Source organism: Tritonibacter sp. SIMBA_163 (genome assembly GCF_046535935.1).
Lineage (GTDB): Bacteria > Pseudomonadota > Alphaproteobacteria > Rhodobacterales > Rhodobacteraceae > Epibacterium > Epibacterium scottomollicae.
On record NZ_JAWJBP010000611.1, the window covers coordinates 1 to 264 of the forward strand.

The 264-nt window shown below is 60.2% G+C and carries 1 pseudogene; it reads right to left on the reverse strand.

The annotated features are described in order from the left end of the window. Nucleotides 1-264: pseudogene (gene cpsB, locus R0J92_RS23755) on the reverse strand (mannose-1-phosphate guanylyltransferase/mannose-6-phosphate isomerase); the annotation flags it as partial.

The window sequence follows — 264 nt, forward strand, 5'->3', positions numbered from 1 at the left end:
GTCGCACGTAACTTCAGCCTCGCCGGCGACAACCACCCAGTGCTCGGCACGATGGCGAGGACGCTGCAGTGAGAGTCGACTGCCGGGCGAGACAGTCAGGCGCTTGACTTGATAATAGTGGCCGCGGTCGATTCCCTGGTAGCTTCCCCAGGGCCGATAAACACGGCTATGCACCTGTGTTTCCTCGCGCTCTTCTGCTTTCAATGATTTGACGAGGTCGCCAACATCCTGGGCTTGATCACGCGGGCAGACCAGCACCGCATC